The following is a 20,260-nucleotide window of genomic DNA, read 5'->3' as shown; positions in this document are numbered from 1 at the left end:
TCAATGGTCTCCGTCGTCGGCCCGCTGCTGGCGGGCGCGCTGTTTGAGGATGGCTTCCTTGAGCCGCAGCATGCGCTGCAGCTGGGCGCCCTGCGGCGGCGGCGCCACCGGCGGCTGGCCGGTGCGCAGGCCGCCGGCGGGCAGCGGACGCGCACCGGCGGCGGTCCGCGGCTGGACGGCGCCGGGTGACGGCCTGGCCGGCGGCGCAGCGGTCGGCGCCGCGTCGATCGGCGCGCCGGCCGGCAGCTTCAGCACGGTGCGGCCGCCGGCCGAGGCGAACGTCACCGAGCGCGGCTGCAGCTCGACCAGCTTCCAGCGGCCGTCGGGCAGGGATTCGCCCTCGCGCACGCGCACCTCGGCGCCCGGCTTCTTGTCGTCGCCGACGCTCTTGTCGCGCAGCAGGGCCATGTGCAGGTTCGGGGTGAGGATGATGCCGGTGAGCTCCAGCTCGCCCAGGCTCACCCGCGCGTCGCCGCCGCCGGCGTCGTCCATCGGCTTGCGGTCGCTGCTGAACAGCGGATGCTGCCAGACCTCGGCATAGTGTTCGGGTGGCGTGACCGGCGGCGGCGCGGCGCGATGCAGCGGCGGCAGCGGCGCGGGCGGGCGTGGCGCATCCCAGCGCACGCCGCGGCCGATGCCGCCCAGCAACGCCAGCAGCAGCGCGCCGAGCAGCGCGACCGCCCCGACCAGCCACGGCGTCAGGCGGCGTTGCGCGGCGGCGTTCATGGCGCGTCTCCCGCATCGGCATCGTCGCCGGGACCCCGCTCCGGCGGCGAAGGCGTGGCGGGCGCGCCGCGCACGTAGCCGGACAGGGTGAACTGCACTTCCAGCGCGGCCGCCTGCCGCTGCGCGGCCACCGGGTTGCGGTACAGGCTGAAGTCGCTGACGAACAGGTACGGCGTGCCGTGCTCCAGCGTGTACAGCAGGTCGGTCAGCGGGCGCATGCCGCAGCGCAGGCTGATGCTCACCGCGACGCGGCGGTACGGGCCGTCGTCGTGGTCGGGCGGGTTCGGTACCGGCATCTTCTGGGTCACTTCGCAGCTGCCGTCCTGGGCGTGGGCGGCCGCGTCGTCCACCACGCGCTGCATCAGCCCGGCCGCCGCCGCGCCGGGGTCGCGTTCGGGCAGGAAGGCCCGGCTGTCGGCCTGGCCCTGGCCGAGCTCGGCCAGGCGCCTGCGCAATTGCGGCTCGCTGGCGATCGCGGCGGCGTAGCGGCTCTGGGTGTCGCGCAGCTCGTCCATGCCGGCGTCGATGTCGCGCAGCGGCGCCACGAACCACCAGTGCAGCAGCACCAGGTAGGCCAGCGCCAGCGCCAGCAGCAGCAGCAGGACCGCCGCCACGCGGCGCTCGGCGGGACGCAGGGGCTTGAGCTTCATCGCGATGCCTCCGGCGCGGGCTTCGCCGCGGCGGGCGCGCGGACCTGGGCCACCATGTAGAAGCGCTCCTTGCCGGTGTTGGGATCGCGCTGGATCACGCCCTGGAAGCTGGGGTCGGCGAGCAGGCGGCTGCCCTGCAGCGCGTCGACCAGCTGCGCGGCCTTGGCGCTCTGGCCCTGGAAGCCGACGTGGCCCTGGCCATCCACGGTGAAGCGTTCCAGCCAGGTGTCGTCGGGCAGGTGGCTGGTGAGGTCCTGCAGCAGGTCGAGCACGCCGACGGTGCCGGCCTTGCGCTGCGCCAGGAAGCCGGCGGCGCCGGCGTTGTCCAGCAGCTGCTGGCGCAGCAGCGCCACCTGCCGCGCCTGCGCGTGCATGCCGTCCACCTGCGCCTGCATCGCGGCCAGCGCGTCCTCGCGGTTGCGCAGCCACTGGCCCAGGCACAGCACCAGCAACAGCGCGGCGGCGCCGGCCAGGGCCAGGTTCAGGCGGCGGCGCGGGTCGCGCCGCACGCGCGCCTGTTCCGGCGGCAGCAGGTTCGTGCCGAGCCGGCCGTCGCCGTCGGCGAGGTCGGCCGCGTCCACCGCGATGCCGGCCTCGCGCAGGCGCTGCAGCTGCGCGTCGAGCTGGCCGCGCGGCACCGCCACCAGTTCGGCGTTGAAGCGCCCGGCCGGCGCGACGCCAGGCAGTTCGCGCACGGCATAGTGCACCTGCTCGGCGCGGAACGGGGTCTGCCGGTCCATCTCGAAGGCGCCGACCTGGCGCAGGTTGTCGCGCGCGGCCAGCGGCAGCGACAGGCGCCGGCGCAGCACCTGTTGCGGCGGCAGGCACAGCGCCAGGCGCAGGTCCTGCGGCGCGGTGCCGGCGGTGGCGGCGGCGAGCGCGGCCTGCTGCGCGGCGGCGTCCAGGCTGTCGTTCCATCGCGCCAGCGGCGCGGCGACGCCGGGCTGGCGCAACGTCCAGCGCCCGTCGGCATGTTGAAGCAGACGCCATTCCGCGCCGCCGCCGAACAGGCCGCGCCAGCGCGCCGGCAGCAGCGCGCGCAATTCGCCGCCCCACCACGCCAGGAAGCCCGGCAGCGGCGAGCCGCGCCAGGCGCGCTGCAGGCGCTCGAGCTGCGGGCGCAGCGATTGCGATGCGGAATTCATTCCCCCTCTCCCTCCTGCCAGCGCAGCACCGCGAAAGGCTGCGTCCCGTTGCGGCCGTAGCGCGTGCGCACGGTGGCGCGCAGCACGGCGCGCGTCCCGTCGGCCAGCACCGCGACCGAACGGATACTATGCGTTACCCCGCCGATCGCGGCCAAGGCCGCGTCGCCGGTGCCGGCCGCGATGCGGTCAGTGAACTGCGCCGTGGCGCCGGCGAGCGTCGTGCCGGTCAGCGCCGCCAGCGCCAGCGGCGGCGCGGTGGCCGGGTCGGGGCTGGCGCGGCCGGACCAGATCGTCACCACCGGCGCCACCTTCGCGTACAGCGCGGGCGTCATGCCCAGCACCATCTGCAGTTCCTCGATGCTGGCGAAGGCGCCGTCGCGCGGGCCGTAGCTGCGCCCGGCCGCGGCGTAGGCGGCGGCGCGGCGCTGCTTGTCCTCGGCGCTGACCGCGAAGCTGCGCCAGTCGATCACCGCCTGCGCCAGCGCCTTGGCATGCCCGGCGTCTTCGCCGGCGACGCGGAACAGCCTGGCGAGCAGGTCCGGCGTGGCGGTGTTGAGGTCCACCTTGCCGCCCTCGTCGGTGACCGACACGCTGACTGCCGCGCCGTCGAAGCGCATCGGGTAGACACGGCCGTCGGGGCGCCAGCGGTCCTGCGGGCGGGGCGCCTGCAGGGCGTAGATCGCGCGCATCAGGCCGGCCTCGGCGGCGTAGTGCGCGCGGGTCTGCTCGAACTGGTAGCGCGCCTGCAGGCCCTCGGTGCGCGCCAGCGCGGCGTAGCCGCCCAGCACGATCGCCAGCAGCGTGCAGGCCCACATCACGACCAGCAGGGCCACGCCGCGTTGCGCCCGCGCGTTCATCGCACCACGCCCTGGGCGCGCAGGGCGCCCAGCGGGTCGTTCGCGCCGCGCGCCGCGGCGGCGTCCACCCGCAGCGGCACGCTCAGCGTGGGCCAGTCGCGGCCGTCGTCTAGGCCCAGGCGCACCTGCACCAGCTCGGGCATGCGTCGGCCGTCGGGCCAGTCGGCCGACCAATCGCCGGGCTTGCCGTCCCTTCCGCGGCCGCGGTAGCTGAAGCCGCCGTCGTGGATGCCGCGCAGCAGCACCTGGGTGTCGCCCAGCGGCCTGGGCGCGCTGCCGTCCGGCGGCAGCACCGCGAAGCTGGCTTCCAGGCGCTGCGTGCCCGACCCGTCCGGCGCCAGCTTCAACTGCAGCAGTTGCGGCCCGTAGCGGCCCAGGTAGCCGGGCATCGGCGCCACGAAGCGCATTTCCGTGGCGCTGCCGGCAAAGAACAGCGGCAGGCCCTGGTCGGTGTGGTCGATCGGCTGCGCCAGCGCCTGCGCCAGCTCGCGGCGCAGGAAACGCTGCGCCGAGCTCACCTGGTCGAACTGCGCCACGCGCAGGGCACCGGCGCGCGCGCTGCGCATGGCGGTGCGGATGCCCGCGTACACGCCGACCAGCAGGAAGGCCAGCAGCGCCAGCGCCGCCAGCACTTCGAGCAGGGTGAAGCCGGCCATGCGACGCTTCATGCCGGGGGGCTTCCCGGCGTCGCCGACACCGCGCGCAGCGTGCTGAAGCGGGCGTGGTCCGGGTGCGACGACGCGCCCCAGGAGACGTCCAGATCGAGTCGGTACAGGCGCAGCGCGCCGTCGGGCGCCGCCCCGGGTGGCGTCCATGGCGACACCTGCAGGCGCCAGCGGTAGCCGTCGTCGAAACGGCCCTCGGTGACGCCCGGCACCGGTGCGTCCAGCACGAACGCGCTGTCGAGCAGGCTGCGCGCCCACATCGCCGCCTCGTCGTGCGCGGCGGCGCGGCGGGTCAACCCGGCCGCGCCGCCGGCCACCCGCATCAGCGCGGCGAAGGCCACCGCCAGCAGCAGGATCGCCACGATCACCTCGAGCAGGCTGAAGCCGCGCGCGCGCCGTGCGTTCATCGCCGCGCCGCCATGTCGACCACGTCCACCGCGCCGGTCAGCCAGGACACGTTGACGTGCCATTCGCGCCGCCCGCTGGCGAGGGTGATCCGTCCGCCGGTGGAACTGCCGTCGGGAAAGAAGCGGATGCGCGCCGTGCCGTCGCCGCCCTGGTCCATGCGCGCGCTGGTGATGCCCACGCGCATGCCGCGCGGCAGTTGAACGTCGCGGCCGCCGGCGGCGTGGTAGCGGGCGTCGCGCGTGTCCAGCACGAAGCTGCGCTCGGCACCGTGCACGATCGCCTGGGTGCGCGTGGCGCGCAGCGCGGCGGCCAGTTCGCCGCTGGCGGCGTCGATGCGCGCGCTGGCCAGCCCGCGCGTCACCGACACCGCCATCGCCGCCGCCGCGATGCCGATCAGCAGGATCACCGCCAGCATCTCGAGCAGGGTGAAGCCGCGGGCGCGCGCTGCGCGCTGCGCGCGGGGAACGGGGAACGGGGAACGGGGCGGGCACGGGCGAACGCGGGCGCTGCCGCGCCTCCGTTCCCCGTTCCCCGTTTCCCGCTCCCGGCCGTTCATTGCCAGTTGCCCACGTCCTTGTCGTAGCCGTCGCCGCCGGCCTTGCCGTCGCGGCCGTAGAAGATCAGGTCGTAGTTGCCGTGCTCGCCGGGGTACTGGTAGCCGAAGTCGTGGCCCCACGGGTCCTTGAGCTGCGATGCCTTCGCGTAGGGCCCCTGCCAGTTCGGCGCGCTGGCCGGCTTGGTCAGCAGGTCCGCCAGCTGGCGCGGCGGCGCGCCGTTGTCCAGCGCGTAGCTGTCGATGTCCTGGCCCAGCGTGGTGAGCTGCGCCTTGCCGGCGCCGTACTTGCCCTTGTCCACGCTGTGCCCGACCTGGCGCACCACGATGGTGCCGATGATGCCGATCAGCACGATCACCGCCAGCATCTCGAGCAGGGTGAAGCCTCGCGCGCGATGCGCGCGCGGGGAACGGGACGCGGGGAACGGGGAACGGCCACGCCGATGCGAACCCGCGCCTTCCCCGCTCTCCGCTTCCTGTTCCCTTCTCTTGTTCAGCATCATCTCGTTCTCCGCATCACTGGATGTTGTTGGTGAGGTTGAGCAGCGGCATCAGGATCGCCGCCATGATGATCGCCACCAGCACGGTCATCACGATGGTCAGCGCCGGCACCAGCGCGGCGAGCAGGCGGTCGATGCTGCGCCGGCTTTCCTGCTCGAAGGTGTCGGCCACCTTCAGCAGCATGCCGTCGAGCTGGCCGGCTTCCTCGCCCACCTGCACCATCTGGATCGCCAGCCGCGGGAAGCGCCTGGACTGCGCCAGCGCCAGGCTCAGCCCGCCGCCGTCCTTCACCTGCTCGGCGGCCTGCGCCAGCGACTCGTCCAGCGCGCGGTTGGACGTGACCTGGCGCGCGATGCCCAGCGCCGACAGCAGCGGCACGCCGTTCTTCAGCAGCGTGCCGAGCGTGCGCGCGATGCGCGCGGTCTCCACCTTCAGCAGCAGCGGGCCGACCACCCGCGTCGCCAGCAGCCGCGCGTGCCAGGCCAGCCGCGCCGCCGGGTCGCGCAGGCGCGCGCGCCACGCGAACGCGCCGACGATGGCCAGCAGCAGGATCAACCACCACCACGCTTGCAAGGTATTGCCCAGCGCCAGCACCGCGCGGGTGATCCACGGGATCGGCACCTGCATGTCCTGGAAGATCGGCACGAACTGCGGCACCACGTAGGCCAGCAGCAACACCAGCGAGCCCAGCACGCCGACCATCAGGAAGGCCGGGTAGATCAGCGCGTTGACGATGCTGCCGCGCAACTGTTGCGCGCGCTCGAGGTAGTCCGCGAGGCGCCGCAGGGTCTCCTCCAGCGAACCGCCCGCCTCGCCCGCGCGCACCAGCGACACGTACAGCTTGGGGAACACGCCGTGCTCGTCCTCCAGCGCCTGCGACAGCGGCGTGCCGCCGCGCACGCGGTCGCGCACGCGCTCGACCAGCTTCCTCGCGCGCTCGCCTTCCGGCAGGTCGAGCAGGATGCCCAGCGCGCGGTCCAGCGGCTGGCCCGCGCCGAGCAGGGTGGCGAGCTGGTGGGTGAACTGGGCGAGCTGGTCGCCGTTGAACGGGCCGCGCCTGAACAGCCCGGCGACGCCGGAACCGCCACCCGCCGCGTCGGCCGGCTGCGCTTCCAGCGGCACGTGGCCCTGGTCCTGCAGGTGGCCGACCACTTCCTCGACGCTGGCCGCTTCCATCTGGCCCTGCAGCAGTTCGCCGGCGGCGCTGACCGCTCTATATCTGTACAGGCTCATGGGACCCAGTACTCCCAGGTTCCGGCCAGCTCAAATACATGCGAACCCGCACGGCACGCTGGCCCCCTCTCCCCCCCGGGGAGAGGGTTGGGGTGAGGGGCCAACCTCGCCACGAGCCCGCTTCGAAGCGCGCTCCGGACATGCGCCACCGCAAGCACCCGCCCCTCACCCCGGCCCTCTCCCCAAAGGGGAGAGGGCGTCATGGGCCGGCGCGCTCCCCCAAGGGGAGAGGGAGAAGTACCGGAAGTTGCGTCAGCCCTCCTGCGTGACACGCAGCACCTCCTCGAGGGTGGTCACGCCCGCCACCGCCTTGGCGATGCCGTCCTCGTACATGGTGCGCATGCCCTCGGCGCGCGCCTGCTTCTCGATCTCGCCGGCGTCGGCCTTCTGCATCACCAGGCGGCGCAGCGGGTCGCTCAGCACCAGGAATTCCATGATCGCGCGGCGGCCGCGGTAGCCGGTGGGGTTGGCGGCGCTGCTGCCGGGCTTCCACAGGCGGATCGGGCGCTGGTCGGTGTATTTCTCCAGCTCGAACTCGGCGACCACCTCGGGCGAGGGCTCGTACGGAACCGCCGTCTCCGGGTCGAGCCGGCGCACCAGCCGCTGCGCCAGGATGCCGTTGACGGTGGAGCCGAGCAGGTAGTCCTCCACGCCCATGTCGAGCAGGCGCGTGATGCCGCCGGCCGCGCTGTTGGTGTGCAGGGTGGACAGCACCAGGTGGCCGGTGAGCGCGGACTGGATCGCGATGCGGCAGGTCTCCAGGTCGCGCATCTCGCCGATCATGATCACGTCCGGGTCCTGGCGCATGATCGAGCGCAGCGCGTTGGCGAAGTCCAGCCCGATCTGCGGCTTCACCTGGATCTGGTTGATGCCCTCGAGCTGGTATTCGACCGGGTCCTCGACGGTGATGATCTTCACGTCCGGCGTGTTGATCCGCGACAGCGCGGTGTACAGCGTGGTGGTCTTGCCCGAGCCGGTCGGGCCGGTCACCAGCAGGATGCCGTTGGGGCGCTCCAGCACGCCGGTGAAGCGCTGCTCGAAGGCGTCGGTGAAGCCCAGCGAGGCGAAGTCGAACACCACCGATTCGCGGTCGAGGATGCGCATCACCACCGACTCGCCGAAGCTGGTCGGCACGGTGGACACGCGCAGGTCCAGTTCCTTGCCCTGCACGCGCAGCTGGATGCGGCCGTCCTGCGGCAGGCGGCGCTCGGCGATGTTGAGCTTGGCCATGATCTTCACGCGCGAGATCACCGCCGCGGTGCTCGACGCCGGCGGCGCCTCCACCTCGTGCAGCACGCCGTCGATGCGGTAGCGCACCTTCAGCCGGTTCTCGAACGGCTCGATGTGCACGTCGGAGGCACGCTGCTCCACCGCGCGCTGCAGGATCAGGTTGACCAGGCGGATCACCGGCGCCTCGGAGGCGAGGTCGCGCAGGTGCTCGACGTCGTCCTCTTCCGCCGCGCTGCCGTCGAGGTTCTCCACGATGGTGCCCATGGCGGAGCGGCCGGAGCCGTAGTAGCGCTCGATCAGGTCGTCGATCTCCGAGCGCAGGCCCACGCGCAGCGCCACCGGCTTGCCGGCGGCCAGCGCCACCGCCTGCAGCGGGTACGGGTCGGCGGGGTCGGCCACCGCCAGCGCCAGGCCGTCGTCGCCCTCGCGCAGCGGCACCACGTGCTGCTGCTTGAGAAAGCGCACGGAGACGTCCAGTTCGGCCGGCGGCAGCTCGGGCGCCTCCTTCGCCACCAACAGCGGCGCGTCCAGCAGCTCCGCCCAGGCCTCGGCCAGGTCGCGCTCGGAGACCAGGCCCAGCCGCGCCAGCAGCGCGGTGAGCGTACCGTCGGGCGATTCCTCGTGCAGCCGCCGGGCCCGGGCCAGGTCGTTGTCCTTCAGGCGCCCGCGCGCCACCAGCAGCGCGCACACCGCCGCCTCGCGGTCGTCGACGACCGTGGCTTCCCCGTCCCGCGCCGGCTGCACGACTGCCGACATATGCCCACCCCGCTCGTGATGACACCGATTCGTAGTAAAACGCTTTCCCGGCCCTGTTCCCCACGCACGGCCGGGCGAATCCGCATAGGTAGCACAATGGCGAAGCGGCTGGCGAGCGCCGCATCCCGGACTGCGCCGGGCAGCCGGCTTGCCGCCCTGCCCCAGTCTGGGACAATGGCGTTTTTCATCGGGTTCCCCATGCAGCTCGTCGACATCGGCGCCAACCTCACCCACGAGTCCTTCCGTCACGATTTCGACGACGTGTTGACCCGGGCGCGGAACTCGGGCGTGACGCGAATGGTCGTCACCGGCGCCTCGCGCGAGGGCAGCGAGGCGGCGCTGGCGCTGGCGCGTGCCCACCCCGGCGTGCTGTGGGCCACCGCCGGCGTGCATCCGCACCACGCGGTGGACTACGACGAGGCCACCGACGCGCGTCTGCGCGAGCTGGTGCGCCTGCCCGCGGTGCGCGCGGTCGGCGAGACCGGGCTGGACTACCACCGCAACTACTCGCCGCGCGAGGCGCAGCTGGAGGCATTCGAACGCCAGCTGGCGATCGCCGCGGAACTGGGCAAGCCGCTGTTCCTGCACCAGCGCGACGCGCACGCGGACTTCCTCGCCCTGCTCCGACGCTACCGCGACCGCGTGCCCGCGGCGGTGGTGCACTGCTTCACCGACACCCGCGAGGCGCTGCACGACTACCTGGCGCTGGACTGCCACATCGGCATCACCGGCTGGATCTGCGACGAGCGCCGCGGCACCCACCTGCGCGAGTTCGTGCGCGAGATCCCCGCCCACCGCCTGCTGATCGAGACCGACGCGCCCTACCTGCTGCCGCGCACCGTGCGCCCGCAGCCCAGCCACCGGCGCAACGAGCCGATGTACCTCAGGCACATCTGCGAGGAGATCGCGCGCGACCGCGGCGAGCCGGCCGAGATCACCGCCGCGGCCAGCACGGCGGCGGCCGAAGCGTTCTTCGGGCTGGCCTAGGCGGCGCGCCGACCGGCGGGAAGCTCAATCGGCCAGCACGCGCGTCTGGCCCGGCGCCAGCCCGTCCAGCACGTACGGCCCGATCCGCACGCGGACCAGCCGCAGGGTGGGAAAGCCCACCGCGGCCGTCATCCGCCGCACCTGGCGGTTGCGGCCCTCGCGCAGGGTGATCGACAGCCAGCTGGTGGGGATGGACTTGCGGTAGCGCACCGGCGGATCGCGCGGCCACAGCCAGTCCGGCTCGGCGGCGTGTTCGGCGCTGGCGGGCAGCGTGGGACCGTCCTTCAGCAGCACGCCGCGGCGCAGCGCGGCCACGGCCGCGTCGGTGACGGCGCCGTCCACCTGCACCAGGTAGGTCTTGGGCTGCTTGTGGCGCGGATCGGTGAGGCGATGCGCAAGGCGGCCGTCGTCGGTGAGCAGCAGCAGGCCTTCGCTGTCGTGGTCCAGCCGTCCGGCCGGATAGACGTCCTTCTGCGCCACATAGTCGGCCAGGGTGGGACGGCCGTCGTCGCCGGTGAACTGGCACAGCACACCGTACGGCTTGTTCAGCGCGATCAGCATGCGGCGAAGGCGGAACTCAGGGTGCGGAGGCCGCCGGCGCGGGCGCCCCGGGCTTCACGAAGCGCAGCGTCATGCGGTCGGACTCGCCGATGGCGAGGTACTTCGCGCGGTCCTGCTGGCCCAGCGCCAGCGTGGGCGGCAGCGTCCACACGCCCTTGGGGTGGTCGTGGCCGTCCTTCGGGTTGGCGTTGATCTCGCTGCTGCCGTCCAGCTCGAAGCCGGCGTCGGTGGCCAGCTTCTCCACGTAGGCCACCGGCAGGTAGCCGCTGTCCTTCACCGCCGCCAGCGTGGCGCCGGCGGCGGCGCGGTGGTCGGTCACGCCCAGCACGCCGCCGGGCCGCAGCACGTCGAAGAAGGCCTTGAACATCGCCGGCGCGGTGCCCGCCTCCACCCAGTTGTGCACGTTGCGGAAGGTCAGCACCGCGTCGGCCGAGCCGGGCGGGCCGAACACCGGCGCCTTCGGGTCGTACTGGACGATGGTGGCCTTGCCGTACACCGCCGGGTCGGCGGCGAACTTCGCCCGCAGCGCGGCATCATTGCGCTGCGCCTCGCCGCCGGACGGCGCCGGCTCGGCGGCGATGTAGTTGCCGTTGTCGCGCAGCAGCGGCGCCAGGATCTCGCTGTACCAGCCGCCGGCCGGATTGATCTCCACCACCGTCTGGTCGGGCCGGATGCCGAAGAACTGCAGCGTGGCCTTGGGATGGCGGTACGCGTCGCGGGCGCGGTCCGCGGCGGGGCGCCAGCTGCCGGCCAGCACCGCGTCGAGCTGGCTGGCGGTGAAATCGCTGGCGCTGGTGGGCGGCACCAGTTCGCCCTCGGGCTGGTCCTGCTGCGCGTGCGCCACGCCGCCGGCGAGCAGCAGCGCAAGGCAACAACCGGCGACGGACAGGCTATTCATGGCAGGCTCCTTCGCCTGGACAGCCGCCACAGGATGGCGGCCGGTGCGTGCAGAAAGGGTGGACGGACAGAGTCTAGAACGGACGCGGGCACACCGACTGCAGGCCGTCGATGTGTTCGTGCAGGTCGGGCGCGATGCCCTGCCACATCGGATCGAGGATAAAGTCGATGCCCTCGTAGCGGGCCAGCTTGGCGGCCGGGATGAAGTCGGCGTCGCCGGCCACCAGGATGATCTGGTCGACCAGCTTCTTGTAGGTGAGCGCGGCGATGTCGATGCCGATCTTCATGTCGACCTGGGTCTGGCGCATGTCCGGTTCGAAGTGCTCGTCGCCCAGGTCGTCCGAATGCAGGTCGCCGTCGCGCAGCTGCTGCAGCGCGTTGTACTTCAGCTTCCACTCGCCGCGTTCGGCCAGCCGGCCCAGGCGCAGCGCCATCTTGCGCTGGCGGCGCAGCTGGTCGTGCAGGTCGCGGCGGAACTCGGCGGCGGCGGTGCGGCCGAAGTCGACGCTGTCGCCGCTGATCGGGCGCACGAAGCGTTTGTCCAGCGGCGGGCAGTCGTAGAAGAAGATGCGGTACAGGGATTCGCGCGGGCGGTCCAGCGCCTTCAGGTGCTCCAGCGCCATGCCGAACACGGTCTTGGCCACGGTGCGGGCGTCGTTGGCGTCGCGGTCGCTCCACACCTTGCGGTAGCGGGCGAGGAAAAAGGCGCCGTCGACGAGGATGGCGGTGCGTTGCATAGGGGATCCTTATGGAAAAGCATTGGATACGACAACGGGATGGTGCCGGCGCGTGCGCCGGCGGCGCCCATTCTACGCAATGCGCGCCGCGTCCGGCGCGTGCCGCGCGGCGGGCGGATGCGCGTCCGGTTCCCAGGCGGACATCTGGCCGCGGTAGACCTGCGCCTCGGCCAGCAGCCAAGTGCGGAATGCCTGCAGCCCCAGGTGTCCCTGCGAGCGCGACGGATACACCAGCCAGTACGCATCCGCCACGCGCAGGTAGCGCTCGCCCAGCACCACCAGCCGGCCCGCGTCGATCAGCGACTTCGAGGTGACCATCCGGCCCAGCGCCACGCCCAGGCCTTCCAGCGCCGCGTGGCGCTGCGCCTCGAAACTGTCGAAGTGCGCCACGTAGCGCCTCGGCGGCTCGCCGCCGAAGCGCTCGAACCAGTCGTGCCAGCGGCTGGCGGGGTTGGGGTCGCCCAGCAGCGGCCAGCGCGCGAGCTCGTGCGGGTCGGCATCGCCCATGCGCGCCACCAGCGACGGCGCGGCCACCGGCGCGATCCATTCGCCGAACAGGTGCTCGCAGTGCAGGCCTTCCCATTGGCCGCGGCCGTAGCGCAACGCGCAGTCCACCGGCTCGCGGTCGAAGCGCACCAGCGTCGAGGTGGTCTGCAGGTTCAGCTCCAGCTCCGGATGCGTCGCCACCAGGCCGGGCAACCGCGGCACCAGCCAGCTCGACATGATGCCCGGGCTGGCGCTGAGCGTGAGCGCGCCGTGGCTGCGCTTGCGGTAACGCGACAGCGCATGCTCGATGCCGTCGAAATGCGCGCCCACCGCTTCCAGCAGGCCGCAGCCTTCGGTGGTCAGCGTCACCCCGCGCGGGCCGCGCTCGAACAGGCGCCGCTCCAGCCGTTCCTCCAGCTGGCGCATCTGATGGCTGAGCGCGCTGACGGTGAGGTTGGCCTGCTCCGCCGCGCGCGACAGGTTGCCCTGCCGGGCGACCAGCACGAACTGCTGCAACAGGCCCAGCGGGATGCGGCTCACCTTGAATGCCCCTCAAGACTGGCTTGCAAATATATCGCTTTTTGGGGACATGGGCCGGCGGTAGCTTGAGCGTCCCCACACCCCCCAAGCCCACGGATCTCCCCGCCATGAGCTCGCTCTGGACCGATCTGCTGTTCCTGCACGGCCACATCCACGACCCGGCGCTGGCCCGGCGCCTGGCGCGCCTCGACCCCACGCCGAAGCCCGGCCGCAAGCGGCCGTCCGCGCCCGCCGCCCCGGCGCCGGCCCGCTGGCCCGCCCGGCTGGCCGGAGCGCTGCGGCTGCCGACCGATCCGCAGGCCTGCGGCTGACGCGATCTTCGCGTGATCGCGTCAGTCGCGCGCGGGCAGCCGCACGTGCACCGGCGCCGCCAGGTCGGTCGCCGACCTGCCGACGTACAGCGCGTAGTCGCCGCCATGCAGCACCCAGCGCTGCTTCGCGACGTCGAAGTCGGACAGCAGGCGCGGCTCCAGCGCCACCTGCACCGTGCGCGATTCGCCCGGTTCCAGCGCCACCTTGGCGAAGCCGGCCAGCCGGCGCACGGTCGAACCAGGCACCTGCGCATACACCTGCACCACGTCGGCGCCGGCGCGCTTGCCGACGTTGCGCACCGCCACGCTCACCTGCGGCAGGCCGTCGTGCAGGGCCACCTTCGCCGCGCCCTGCTCGAAGCGCGTGTAGCTCAGCCCGTAGCCGAACGGGAACAGCGGCTGCAGCCCCTGGCGCTGGAACCAGCGGTAGCCCACGTCGGCGCCCTCGATGCCGTAATCCACCGACGCCGGCGGCGGCGCGCCCGCGGGAGCGCCGGCGCCTTCCAGTACCGGGCGCGGCAGCTGCGCCCGGTCGCGCGGCCAGGTGATCGGCAGGCGGCCGGAAGGATCGACCTTGCCGAACAGCAGGTCGGCGATCGCCTCGCCGCCCGCGCTGCCCGGGTACCAGGCCGCCAGCACCGCGTCCACCCGGTCCAGCCACGGCATCGCCACCGGGCTGTTGGTCTCCAGCACCACCACCGTGTGCGGGTTGGCCTTGGCCACCGCCTCGACCAGCGCGTCCTGGCGGTCGGGCAGCGCGAGGTCGGCGGCGTCCACCGACTCGGCCGCCCATTGCCGCGCGAACACCACCGCCACCTGCGCCTTCGCCGCCAGCGCGGCGGCCGCGGCCACGTCGTCGCCGGAGGCGAAATCCACCCGCGCCTTGCCGGCCAGCGCGCGGATCGCCGCCAGCGGCGCGGACGGGTCGTACACCACGGGGCCGGGCCAGCTTGTCGGCTTCAGCCCCGGCACCGCATTGCCGCCGCGCGGCAGCACCAGCGAGGAACCGCCGCCGGCCAGCACGCCCTTGTCCGCGTGCGCGCCGATCACCGCGATCGACGCCGGCCGCGCCAGCGGCAGCAGGTCGTGCTGGTTGCGCAACAGCACCGCGCCGGCTTCCTCCGCGCGCCGCGCCACCGCCATGCTGGCCGCCACGTCGATCGGCGCCTTGGCGGCGGGATGGTCGAACAGCCCGGCGGCGAACATGCTGCGCAGGATGCGGTGGACCATGTCGTCCAGCCGCGCCTGCTTCACCTCGCCGCTGGCCAGCGCGGCCTTCAGCGGCGCGTCGAAGTACACCTGGGCGTCGAACGCGTCGCCGGCCGATTCCTGGTCCAGGCCGGCATTGGCCGCCTTGGCCGCGCTGTGCACCGCGCCCCAGTCGGACATCACGAAGCCCGGGTATTTCCAGTCGCCCTTCAGCACCCGGTTGAGCAGGACATCGTTCTCGCAGGCCCAGTCGCCGTTGACCTTGTTGTACGAGCACATCACCGCACCGGGGTGGCCGTGCTCGATCGCCAGCTCGAAGGCGAGCAGGTCGGACTCGCGCGCGGCCTGCTCGCCGATGCGCACGTCGACGGTGGTGCGCGCGGTCTCCTGGTCGTTGAGCGCGTAGTGCTTGATGGTGGACAGCACGTGCCGGCTCTGGATGCCGCGGATCGCCGCGCCGACCATGGTGCCGGCCAGCAGCGGGTCCTCGCCGGCATATTCGAAGTTGCGGCCGTTGCGCGGCTCGCGCTCGAGGTCGATGCCGCCGGCCAGCAGCACGTTGAAGCCCTTGGCGTGCGCCTCGCCGCCGATCATCGCGCCGCCGGCGTAGGCGATCGCCGGGTCCCAGCTGGCCGCCACCGCCAGCCCCGCCGGCAGCGAGGTCGCACCGTCGCCGGGGCGCACTTCGAGGGGGTTGGCCACGCCCAGGCCGGCGTCGCTCTCCTGCAGCGCGGGGACGCCGAGCCGGGGAATGCCCGGCACGTAGCCGGCCGAGCCCAGCGCGCCGGCGGGTTTCGGCAGGCCCTTGTCCGGGCTGGGTTCGCCGAACAGGCTGTGGACCAGCTGCAGCTTCTCGCCCTGGGTAAGCTGCGACTCCAGTGCGGCGGCGCGGGCGTCGGGCGACTGCGCGGGATTCATCCACGGATGCGTCGCGGCGGCGGCGGTGCCGCCCAGCAGTGCCGCGGCGAGGACGGTGGCGCGCAACAGGTGCCTGGACTTGCCTTTCATGCAGCCTCCCTTAGGGTCGGAACCATGCCGCCGCACGGCGACGGACTCCCGATCATACCCATCCCCACGGAGAAACCCATGCAAACGCGCAGACTCGGCCACTCGCCCCTGCAGGTGGCGCCGCTCGCCCTCGGTGGCAACGTGTTCGGCTGGAGCGTCGACGAACGGCGCTCGTTCGAGCTGCTGGACGCCTTCGTCGACGCCGGCTTCAACCTGGTCGACACCGCGGACGTCTATTCCGCCTGGGTGCCGGGCAACCGTGGCGGCGAATCGGAGACCCTGATCGGCAAGTGGCTGAAGCAGGGCGGCAAGCGCGACCGCGTGCTGATCGCCACCAAGGTGGCGAAGTGGGCCGAGCATCCCGGCCTGTCGCCGCTGAACATCCGCCAGGCGGTGGAAGGCTCGCTGCGCCGCCTGCAGACCGACCGCATCGACCTCTACCAGGCGCACCAGGACGACGCCAGCGTGCCGCTGGAGGACACCCTGGGCGCGTTCGCGCGGCTGATCGAGGAAGGCAAGGTGCGCGCCATCGGCGCCTCCAACTACGGTGCCGACCGCCTCGCCGAGGCGCTGGCCGTGTCGCGGCGACACGGCCTGCCGCGCTACGAGAGCCTGCAGCCGGAATACAACCTGGTGGCGCGTGCCGGCTACGAGGACGCGCTGGAGCCGCTGGCGCGCCGCGAGGAACTGGGCGTGATCTGCTACTACGGCCTGGCCAGCGGCTTCCTCACCGGCAAGTACCGCAGCGAGGCCGACCTGGCCAAGAGCGCCGCGCGCGGCGGCGCGGTGAAGAAATACCTGGACCCGCACGGCCTCGGCGTGCTGGCCGCGCTGGACGAGGTGGCGGCCGCGCACCGCGCCACCCCGGCCCAGGTGGCGCTGGCCTGGCTGATGGCGCGCCCCGGCATCACCGCGCCCATCGCCGGCGCCACCCGCGTGGAGCAATTGCACGAACTGCTGGGCGCGGCGCGGCTCGAGCTGGCCGCCGACGAGGTCGCGCGGCTGGACCAGGCCAGCCGCTGAAGCACACGGCCGCGCGAGCGGCGCACACACATCACCCCTCGGAATATGCCCCATGCCCGACCCTGCCAAGCTGCTCGCCTTCGCCCTCGTCGCACTCGGCCTCGTGCTGACGCCGGGACCGAACATGCTCTACCTGATCTCGCGCACGCTCTGCCAGGGCCGCGCCGCGGGCCTGCTCTCGCTGGCGGGCGTGGGACTGGCCTTCCTGCTGTACATGCTGTGCGCCGCGTTCGGCATCACCGCGCTGCTGCTCACGGTGCCGCTGGCCTACGACGCGCTGCGCCTGGCCGGCGCGGCCTACCTGCTCTACCTGGCCTGGCAGGCGGTGCGGCCGGGCGGGCGCTCGCCGTTCCAGTTGCGCCAGTTGCAGCGCGATCCGCCGCGGCGGCTGTTCGCGATGGGCTTCCTCACCAACCTGCTGAACCCGAAGGCAGCCGTGCTGTACCTGTCGCTGCTGCCGCAGTTCATCACGCCCGGGCACGGCAGCGTGCTGCTGCAGTCGGTGGTGCTGGGCGCCACGCAGATGGCGATCAGCCTGAGCGTGAACGCGCTGATCGTGCTGAGCGCCGGCGCCATCGCCGGCTTCCTCGCTGCGCGCCCCGGCTGGCTGGCCGTGCAGCGCTGGCTGATGGGCACCGTGCTGGCGGCGCTGGCGGTGCGCATGGCGACCGAATCGCGCCGCTGAGCCGCCTCACCCCGGCGCCAGCAGCGCCTCCAGGTCGCCCTCGTCGAAGCTGAGCCGCTCGCGGGCGCCGCCGCCCTCGAGCACGGCCTCGGCCAGTTCCGCCTTGCGCGCCTTCATCTCCTCGATGCGTTCCTCGACGGTGCCGACGGTGATCAGGCGGAACACGAACACCGGCTTGTCCTGGCCGATGCGGTGGGCGCGGTCGCTGGCCTGCGCCTCGGCGGCGGGGTTCCACCACGGGTCGTAGTGGATCACGGTATCGGCGGCGGTGAGGTTGAGGCCCACCCCGCCGGCCTTCAGCGAGAGCAGGAACAGCGGCACCTCGCCGTCCTGGAAGCGGCGCACCGGCTCGGCGCGGTCGCGCGTCTCGCCGGTGAGCAGCACGTAATGCAGGCGGCGGCGCTCCAGCTCGGCGGCGATCAGCTTCAGCATCTCGGTGAACTGCGAGAACAGCAGCACCTTGCGCCCCTCGGCGAGCAGCGCGGGCAGCATGTCCATCAGCAGCTCGAACTTGGCCGAGTCGCGCACGCCGCGCGCGGCCTCCAGCTTCACCAGGCGCGGATCGCAGCAGACCTGGCGCAGCTTCAGCAGCGCGTCGAGCACCACGATGCCGGAATGCTGGATACCGCGCTGGGCGATCACCTCGCGCAGCTCGTCGGCCAGGGTCAGGCGCAGGCTTTCGTACAGTTCGCGCTGGCGGCCATCGAGCACCACGCGGCGGGTGATCTCGGTCTTCGGCGGCAATTCGGACGCGACCTGCGCCTTGGTGCGGCGGAGGATGAACGGCGCCAGCCGGCGGTTGAGCCGCGCCTGGCATTCCTCGTCGCGCTGCTTCTCGATCGGCACGCGGTAGTGGCGGCGGAACGCGCCTTCGTCGCCGAGCAGGCCGGGCACCGCCAGGTCCACCTGCGACCACAGCTCGCCCAGGTGGTTTTCCAGCGGCGTGCCGGTGAGGCAGATGCAGCGCGGCGCGCGCAGGCTGAGCGCGGCGCGGCGCGCCTGCGTGCGCGGGTTCTTCACCTGCTGCGCCTCGTCCAGCACGATCAGCGCGAACGGCTGTTTCCTCAGCGTGATCACGTCGCGCGGCAGCAGCGCGTAGCTGGTCAGCACGATGTCCTGGCCGCCGAGCTGGGCGAAGTCGTCGCTGCGCTGCGGGCCGTGCAGGGCCAGCACCTTCAGCGCCGGGGCGAAGCGCGCGACCTCGGCCTGCCAGTTCGGGATCAGGCTGGTCGGCACCACCACCAGCGCGGGCTGCTCCAGCGCGCCGCGCTCCTTCAGCGCCAGCAGGTGGGTGACCAGCTGCAGCGTCTTGCCCAGGCCCATGTCGTCGGCCAGCACGCCGCCCACGCCGGCCTCGGCCAGCGCGTTGAGCCAGCGCAGGCCCTCGCGCTGGTACGGACGCAGCTCGACGGTGAGGCCGGCGGGCACGGCGTCGCTGGCGCGCTCGGCGGCGTCGCGCAGGCGCGCGGTGAAGCCGCGCAGCACGTCCGGCGCCTGCAGCTCGCCGCCACCGGGCAGCGCCTCGGACAGCTCGTCCAGGCGGCCGGCCTGCACGCGCGGCAGGTGCAGCTTCTTCCGCGGCTTCTCCAGGTATTCGGCCAGCGGCGCCAGCATGCCGCGCAGCTCGCGCAGGCGCACCGGCACGCGGCGACGCTCGTCCACCGGCGCGTACCACACCGCGTCCTCCGGCTCGTTCGGCGTGGGGCGCAGGTTGAGCTGGTGCTCGGCCAGTGCCTGCGCCACCGCGGGCAGCAGGTTGTGGCGCTTGCCTTCCACCTCGATGCCGATCTCCAGGTCGAAGGCGTGGTCGTCGGCGTCCTCCACCGCGTTGCCGTACCAGCGCACCGGGCCGTCCAGCACCTCGAACGGGAAGCTGGGCGCGTAGTCGAGCTGGAAGCCCTCCGCCTCCAGCCGCGGCCGCAGCGCCAGCCAGCGCGCCGGCGTGTTCACCTCCAGCGCGCCGGCGTGGCCCTTGCCGGGGAACAGCCAGGCATCGTCGGGCAGGGTGTCGGCCAGGTCCCAGGGCAGGCCCTCGGTGTCGACGCCCGGGGTGAGGCCGGCGCGTTCGAGCTGTTCCATCGCCGACAGTTCCTCGGCGCGGCGGCGCGCGATCTCCACCAGCCGGCCGTTGCGCACGCGCCGCACCAGCGGCTCGCCGCCGCGGCCCGGCAGGCGCTCGCCGGCGTAGTCGAAGCTGAGCCGCGCATAGGCCAGCGGCGGGGTGCCGGCGGCGAGGCGGGCATGGCGGGTCAGCGCGTGCAGGACGAGTACCGGCTTCGGCGCCAGTTCCTCGCGCTGCAATTCGCCGAGCACCTGCGGCAGCGGCACGCGGTGGGCCAGCCGGCTGTGCGGCAGGGCCTGGCGCAGGGCCGGGGCGTCGTCGTGGCGCAGCGGCGGCAGGTCGAGCCAGCGGGTTTCCTCGGCCGGCGCTTCCAGGTGGCCCAGCTCGGCGCGCTCGACGTCGAGGTACCACAGCGCCTCCAGCCGCAGCAGGCGCTGGCTGTGGCCCAGCGCGGGCAGCAGGCGCTGGCTGCCGTCCTGCTCCAGTTGCCAGTGCCAGTTGAGCTGGTGCGAGCGGCCGCGCGACAGGCGCAGGCCGCCCAGGCCGCCGAGGAAGCACGGCGCGGTGTCGAGCATCTCGGCCAGCAGCGCGTCGCCCACGTGGCCGTCCAGCCGCGCGTAGCTGCGGCCCTTGCGCAGCGCCTGCGGCAGGCCGAGCACGGTGGTGGCCAGGCGCAGCTCGGGCGGCGGCAACGCGGCGTGCGCCAGCTGTTTGCTGTCCAGCGGCACCGGGCGCACGAAGCGGCCGTGCTCGGCCACGGCCAGGGTCACCGGGGCCACGTCCAGTCGCGCCCAGGGCGCACCGTCCTCGGGCAGCACCTCGAAGAAGAAGCCCAGCACGCCCGGCTCGCGCGCCGCGGCCGCCGCCGGCGCGGCCAGCAGGCGGCGCCACGGCGTGGGCAGCGCCTCGCCGCCGGCGTGGGGCGAGTCCTGCCCGCCGCGGGGTTTCTCGTCCGATGGCTGCATGCGGCTGCGATCCGTGGGCGATGAAACTTCCGAGCTTAGCAGGCCAGGCGTGCAGGCCGGCAAGC

General features: G+C 73.2%; 19 protein-coding genes and 1 pseudogene. 4 read left to right on the top strand and 16 right to left on the bottom strand.

Translation table 11 applies throughout. The features are described from left to right. The 10 genes and pseudogenes from QMK61_RS08935 to gspE form a co-directional block, all read right to left on the bottom strand. On the bottom strand, positions 1–726 hold the full coding sequence (locus tag QMK61_RS08935) for a general secretion pathway protein GspN (RefSeq protein WP_302071845.1): 726 nt from the start codon (positions 724–726) through the stop codon (positions 1–3). Next, positions 723–1,376 (bottom strand): type II secretion system protein GspM, encoded by a 654-nt coding sequence (gene gspM / locus QMK61_RS08930; protein ID WP_302071844.1) that lies wholly within the window; start codon positions 1,374–1,376, stop codon positions 723–725. The genes QMK61_RS08935 and gspM overlap by 4 nt, the downstream gene beginning before the upstream one ends. Beyond that, entirely contained in the window at positions 1,373–2,521 is a 1,149-nt protein-coding gene (locus tag QMK61_RS08925; protein WP_302071843.1) for a type II secretion system protein GspL, read from the bottom strand. The genes gspM and QMK61_RS08925 overlap by 4 nt, the downstream gene beginning before the upstream one ends. Next, the gene (locus QMK61_RS08920; protein WP_302071842.1) at positions 2,518–3,378 is read right to left on the bottom strand and encodes a type II secretion system protein GspK; all 861 of its coding nucleotides are present in this window, start codon (positions 3,376–3,378) and stop codon (positions 2,518–2,520) included. The genes QMK61_RS08925 and QMK61_RS08920 overlap by 4 nt, the downstream gene beginning before the upstream one ends. Continuing rightward, positions 3,375–4,046 (bottom strand): prepilin-type N-terminal cleavage/methylation domain-containing protein, encoded by a 672-nt coding sequence (locus QMK61_RS08915; protein WP_302071841.1) that lies wholly within the window; start codon positions 4,044–4,046, stop codon positions 3,375–3,377. Before QMK61_RS08915 ends, QMK61_RS08920 begins: the two co-directional genes overlap by 4 nt. Then, the gene (locus tag QMK61_RS08910) at positions 4,043–4,450 is read right to left on the bottom strand and encodes a prepilin-type N-terminal cleavage/methylation domain-containing protein (RefSeq protein WP_302071840.1); all 408 of its coding nucleotides are present in this window, start codon (positions 4,448–4,450) and stop codon (positions 4,043–4,045) included. The genes QMK61_RS08915 and QMK61_RS08910 overlap by 4 nt, the downstream gene beginning before the upstream one ends. Then, positions 4,447–4,884, bottom strand: a pseudogene (locus QMK61_RS08905) (GspH/FimT family pseudopilin); the annotation flags it as partial. The pseudogene QMK61_RS08905 and the gene QMK61_RS08910, both read right to left, overlap by 4 nt. 119 nt (positions 4,885–5,003) lie before the next feature. Beyond that, the gene (gene gspG / locus QMK61_RS08900; RefSeq protein ID WP_302071839.1) at positions 5,004–5,507 is read right to left on the bottom strand and encodes a type II secretion system major pseudopilin GspG; all 504 of its coding nucleotides are present in this window, start codon (positions 5,505–5,507) and stop codon (positions 5,004–5,006) included. A gap of 13 nt (positions 5,508–5,520) precedes the next feature. Then, on the bottom strand, positions 5,521–6,738 hold the full coding sequence (gene gspF / locus QMK61_RS08895; RefSeq protein WP_302071838.1) for a type II secretion system inner membrane protein GspF: 1,218 nt from the start codon (positions 6,736–6,738) through the stop codon (positions 5,521–5,523). Positions 6,739–6,990: 252 nt separating this feature from the next. Continuing rightward, the gene (gene gspE / locus QMK61_RS08890; RefSeq protein ID WP_302071837.1) at positions 6,991–8,724 is read right to left on the bottom strand and encodes a type II secretion system ATPase GspE; all 1,734 of its coding nucleotides are present in this window, start codon (positions 8,722–8,724) and stop codon (positions 6,991–6,993) included. A 198-nt stretch (positions 8,725–8,922) separates the two neighbouring features. Between gspE and QMK61_RS08885 the strand changes: the two genes are divergently transcribed. Then, positions 8,923–9,711 carry a TatD family hydrolase gene (locus QMK61_RS08885; protein ID WP_302071836.1) on the top strand — a complete coding sequence of 263 codons (789 nt, stop codon included), beginning with the start codon at positions 8,923–8,925 and terminating at the stop codon, positions 9,709–9,711. 24 nt (positions 9,712–9,735) lie between these two features. Here QMK61_RS08885 and QMK61_RS08880 read toward each other — a convergent pair whose 3' ends face one another. From QMK61_RS08880 to QMK61_RS08865, 4 genes are all read right to left on the bottom strand, one after another. Then, entirely contained in the window at positions 9,736–10,272 is a 537-nt protein-coding gene (locus tag QMK61_RS08880; protein WP_302071835.1) for a pseudouridine synthase, read from the bottom strand. Positions 10,273–10,288: 16 nt separating this feature from the next. After that, entirely contained in the window at positions 10,289–11,170 is an 882-nt protein-coding gene (locus tag QMK61_RS08875; RefSeq protein ID WP_302071834.1) for a methyltransferase, read from the bottom strand. Between the two features lie 73 nt (positions 11,171–11,243). Further along, positions 11,244–11,906 (bottom strand): NYN domain-containing protein, encoded by a 663-nt coding sequence (locus QMK61_RS08870; RefSeq protein ID WP_302071833.1) that lies wholly within the window; start codon positions 11,904–11,906, stop codon positions 11,244–11,246. 72 nt (positions 11,907–11,978) lie between these two features. Continuing rightward, a complete protein-coding gene (locus tag QMK61_RS08865) occupies positions 11,979–12,932 on the bottom strand; it encodes a LysR substrate-binding domain-containing protein (RefSeq protein WP_302071832.1) in 954 nt (317 codons plus the stop codon). 107 nt (positions 12,933–13,039) lie between these two features. Between QMK61_RS08865 and QMK61_RS08860 the strand changes: the two genes are divergently transcribed. Then, positions 13,040–13,243: a hypothetical protein gene (locus tag QMK61_RS08860; protein ID WP_302071831.1), complete on the top strand. Its 204-nt coding sequence runs from the start codon at positions 13,040–13,042 to the stop codon at positions 13,241–13,243. 21 nt (positions 13,244–13,264) lie between these two features. Here the strand turns inward: QMK61_RS08860 and QMK61_RS08855 are convergent, their stop codons facing one another. Next, positions 13,265–15,460 (bottom strand): glycoside hydrolase family 3 C-terminal domain-containing protein, encoded by a 2,196-nt coding sequence (locus QMK61_RS08855; protein WP_302071830.1) that lies wholly within the window; start codon positions 15,458–15,460, stop codon positions 13,265–13,267. 78 nt (positions 15,461–15,538) lie between these two features. On the opposite strand from QMK61_RS08855, the gene QMK61_RS08850 reads away from it, so the two are divergent. Next, positions 15,539–16,483, top strand: coding sequence for an aldo/keto reductase (locus tag QMK61_RS08850; RefSeq protein ID WP_302071829.1), 945 nt, complete (start codon positions 15,539–15,541; stop codon positions 16,481–16,483). Between the two features lie 52 nt (positions 16,484–16,535). Next, entirely contained in the window at positions 16,536–17,168 is a 633-nt protein-coding gene (locus tag QMK61_RS08845; protein WP_302071828.1) for a LysE family translocator, read from the top strand. Positions 17,169–17,174: 6 nt separating this feature from the next. Here the strand turns inward: QMK61_RS08845 and QMK61_RS08840 are convergent, their stop codons facing one another. After that, positions 17,175–20,195 carry a DEAD/DEAH box helicase gene (locus QMK61_RS08840; RefSeq protein WP_302071827.1) on the bottom strand — a complete coding sequence of 1,007 codons (3,021 nt, stop codon included), beginning with the start codon at positions 20,193–20,195 and terminating at the stop codon, positions 17,175–17,177. Positions 20,196–20,260: the final 65 nt, after the last annotated feature.

This window comes from Fulvimonas sp. R45 (assembly GCF_030504985.1).
GTDB lineage: Bacteria > Pseudomonadota > Gammaproteobacteria > Xanthomonadales > Rhodanobacteraceae > Rhodanobacter_A.
This window is presented reverse-complemented; position numbering and strand designations above follow the sequence as displayed.